The organism is [Flexibacter] sp. ATCC 35208, assembly GCF_001975825.1.
GTDB lineage: Bacteria > Bacteroidota > Bacteroidia > Chitinophagales > Chitinophagaceae > Chitinophaga.
On sequence record NZ_MTKN01000157.1, the window covers coordinates 1 to 2,898 of the forward strand.

A 2,898-nucleotide genomic window follows, 5' to 3' on the forward strand; every position below is an offset into this window, starting at 1 on the left:
TCTGTTATCTGTCTTTGCCATAAAAATTGTTTTTGAGGTTCAACAATAATGAAAGGCCATTCTTCGAATGTTCTTCGAATGTTCTTCGAATGCGCTTCGAATGTTCTTCGACCTTTCTTCGATCATCCTTCGACACGTCTTCGACGCTTCTTCGATGCTTGTTCGACGAACAGTCATCCAGTGGAACAAAAGGTGCCTCTCCTTCATCCCGGGCACAGCCTGGATCACTATCGCCTTACGACAACAATATTAACACGACAATCCACACCAAAATGAAAAATCTTTTGACGAAGGGAAAATTAACAGTTGGCGATTAAAGAAAGGGGAGTTGGAAGAAGAGAGGGCGTTAAAAAATAATCAACAAACGGCTAAATAACTGTTCCGCATAAGTTCTTGACAGGGGAATTTCCCTGTCAAGAACTTTAACACTATTTTCAGTCACACTGGTGATAGACTCTAATGCTACAATGTAACTACGATGTACACGGCAAAAGAGTGCCACGGGTAGCTGTTCCTCCAGTTGGCTGAGGTTACTACTTACCAGGTAAGTACCCTCTCTTGTGATGATCCTGGAACATCCGCCACTGGCCTCTACCAGTATGACGACTTGGCTACTCACCTTCGTGAAAAGCCCTTTACTTTTGCGAACAAATTAATGATCTTTGGAAACAATATCCGGATGCCATTTTGTTTACCAGGTTATTTCCTGAAGATGAAGAAAGGCACAATGCTAATTTAGTTCAACAGTTTACAGAAACTAGACGGCAGTTTTACAATAGTATTCTTGCCGCAGTTGGTTTCTCTCTTGGATTTACAGACTTTGAGCCTGTACAGGCAACAAAACCTGATAGAAGTGGGAAAACACCTCCATCCCGTCAAATAAATAAAGAGATAAAAGAAGTCGCATCAGGCAGAGGTACTCCAAGGTATGACGAGAATGGTAACCAAGTGGTATTTGAAAATAGGTATAATACAGCTAAGGAAATAAAATGGGAAAATGCATTAGAGTATGAAGTGCTTGTTCCCGACAAAGGTAATACCTATCGAATTTTGAAGAAGGAAGTAGGTGTTGATGCTAATGGGAACCCTTTGTATAAATATGGATGGACAAATGAACACTATAAAAAAATTTATGAATTTAAACCTAAAACCAAATAATTTCTTATTTCTTTACACATAAGAAATGTTTAGCTGATGTTTGAGCCTAAATTGAGATATAGAAATGAAATATTGAAACATATGAAGATTATTCCGGATAATTTTATTGACTTTTTATATTGGATTAAAGAAAGAACGGAAACTTACTGGAGCCAGGATCCTAAAACAACTGACAAGGATTTTGTCTGCAGTAATTGGATCTATGGCGCTAAATGGATAGGGCTGACAGATACTGAAATTAAACAGGTGGAAGAAAGATATGGTATTAGATTCACTCCTGAACATAAAGCATTTTTAAAAATATTACATACAATTGACCGGAAAGAAAAAGTTTATCCTGACCCGGATATAGAAGAGGGGGTGTTTGAAGAAAAACCTTTCTTTTTTAATTGGCTCCATGATGATGGAGAAATTAGTAGGGCCTTTAAATGGCCATTTGAGCAAATATTAGCTGATATTATGCGTAAGCCACCTCGTCGGGCATATTGGACATCTAAATGGGGCCCATTACCTCAAAAGGAATCGGATAAGGAGGCTTTTTTTATCCAATGGTTTAAAAATGCGCCAAAATTAATGCCTGTTAGAGGACACTGTTTTCAGGTATGCGATCTATCTTATATTGATAGACCGATACTTTCAATTTGGGGATCAGATATTATTATTTATGGGATGAATTTCAGAGAATATTTACTAGCATCATTAAGTAATGATCTGGATGTGTATCGCTATACATATGATGAAGAAGACGAAACATTTTATCCTGAATTTAAACCTGAATTTGATGAATATTTTAATGTAGATACAAGATCTAGAAAACGGATTGAAAACATCCCATATTGGAGAGACATAGTGGAATTATAATATATTTCATATCATTATAATGATTGTCTAACTCCTGCGCGAAAGGTGGTTTCAACGGCAGCAAGTAAAAATACGGAACGTTTTTAAACGTATTCAATGCACGGATGGAATTAAAAAGCTTTGAATAAAGCAGGATTAGAAGTTGAGATAATAGAATTAAAATGATAATCTTTATGCCTTGGAGCAAAATAATGAGCGATTACTAAACTAAATTCATCGGATACATTTTTTATTACTATTATAGATAAAATGGTTAAGAGTATATGTTTTAGCCATTTTATCTATAAGCTATTATAGCTGAAGTGAGCAAAGTCTAGCAAGCTGGTTGAATGCAGCAGCGGCTACCCGTACGCAGATTACAAAAACGGTTTATGATATTGCTTATTATGCATCTGATACAGTGCTGGTGCAGGATAATCTTAAAATAGAGAATATACACCTGTTAATACCACCGTTAAGCCATTTGTTGCGGCAGTTAGCAATAGCCCGTTATTCAATGGTAATATCTCTGCTATCAGCCAAAGCGTTTCAACGCTTGGCACCCCGTTGGAATATACTTATTCCTACAACGTCCTCACCCGCCTTACTGGTATGTGTTTTTTTGATTTTGACATAGCTTATGATCGTATTAGCAGGACATCAGGCACTGTTTAGACATTCTTTATACGGGATGCTATGGTGGATCTACAATAAATGTTGAGTTGAGAAAAAAGCTAAAAATGTTGGATATTACCATTTTGTTAATTTGTCTGGAATACCTCTTGCATCGCCTCCGGCACCTATGACTTCTGATGTTAGCGCTGGAGTAGGATAATGGTGAAAAATATTTTTATTTCTGGTCAGGAGACCCTTTTTAAAGTAGAAGTTGTTTATACTTTT

General features: G+C 36.8%; 3 protein-coding genes. 2 read left to right on the plus strand and 1 reads right to left on the minus strand.

Translation table 11 applies throughout. From position 1 onward, the window contains the following. Window positions 1–346: 346 nt before the first annotated feature. Window positions 347–619: a LytTR family DNA-binding domain-containing protein gene (locus BW716_RS34730; protein WP_083730629.1), complete on the minus strand. Its 273-nt coding sequence runs from the start codon at window positions 617–619 to the stop codon at window positions 347–349. A gap of 68 nt (window positions 620–687) precedes the next feature. Between BW716_RS34730 and BW716_RS34735 the strand changes: the two genes are divergently transcribed. Together BW716_RS34735 and BW716_RS34740 are read left to right on the plus strand one after the other, a co-directional pair. Next, window positions 688–1,158 (plus strand): hypothetical protein, encoded by a 471-nt coding sequence (locus tag BW716_RS34735; RefSeq protein ID WP_083730630.1) that lies wholly within the window; start codon window positions 688–690, stop codon window positions 1,156–1,158. 81 nt (window positions 1,159–1,239) lie between these two features. Beyond that, entirely contained in the window at window positions 1,240–2,019 is a 780-nt protein-coding gene (locus BW716_RS34740) for a hypothetical protein (protein ID WP_143709226.1), read from the plus strand. The last annotated feature ends 879 nt before the right edge of the window (window positions 2,020–2,898 follow it).

Bases quoted from the DNA above. Each gene is read 5' to 3' on its own strand.
- BW716_RS34740 (WP_143709226.1), top strand. From the start codon at position 1,240: ATGAAGATTATTCCGGATAATTTTATTGACTTTTTATATTGGATTAAA.